Genomic DNA, 594 nt, shown 5'->3' with positions numbered 1-594 from the left:
GTTGATGCCGTTGTCGACGTCATGCAGGTTGTTGCGCAGGAACGTGCCGTTGCCGTAGATGGCGTTGACGGTCCGGCCCTGGCCGTCGACCTCGCTGTCCTGCAGGGTGAAGCCGGTGGCGCCGTCCATGACGCGCAGCGCGTGCCAGGGCGTGTCGGAGGTCAGCTTGACGTTCTTCARSGTCACGTTCTTGGCGTCGATGATGATGGCGCCGTAGACTTCCAGGTTGCTGATCACCGCGTTGTCCTGGGTGACCCGGTAGGTGCCGGTGWACTTGGTCATGGTCGAGCCGGCGGCAATGCCGGTGTTCGACGCATCCGGGAAGCCGGTGACCGTCGAGGCGGCAGCGGCGGCCGGAGCGGCCGCGGCGGCCGGAGCATCAGCGACGGGCTTCACCGGAGTGATCAAGGCCGTTTCGTCCTGCGTGTCGGATACGGTCGGCGTGGATACGGTGTCGGTCACCGAACCCGGCTTCGTCGAGGCGAGGTCCGTCGTCGAATCCAGATCGCCCTTCGTGGAGGTGGTTTCCGACTTGTCGGACGACGACGAGCCGTTCCAGCCCTTGTCGCTGTCATGGGCGGACCGCAGCTTGTG

General features: G+C 65.8%; 1 pseudogene. It reads right to left on the bottom strand.

The window, feature by feature from the left end:
- Positions 1-594 (bottom strand): annotated as a pseudogene (locus tag AC1DDS_RS25765) (hypothetical protein); the annotation flags it as partial.

Source organism: Mycoplana sp. 10N416, from assembly GCF_056394765.1.
Note: the sequence above shows the minus strand (reverse complement) of the source record. Positions and strands in the feature narration are given on the sequence as shown.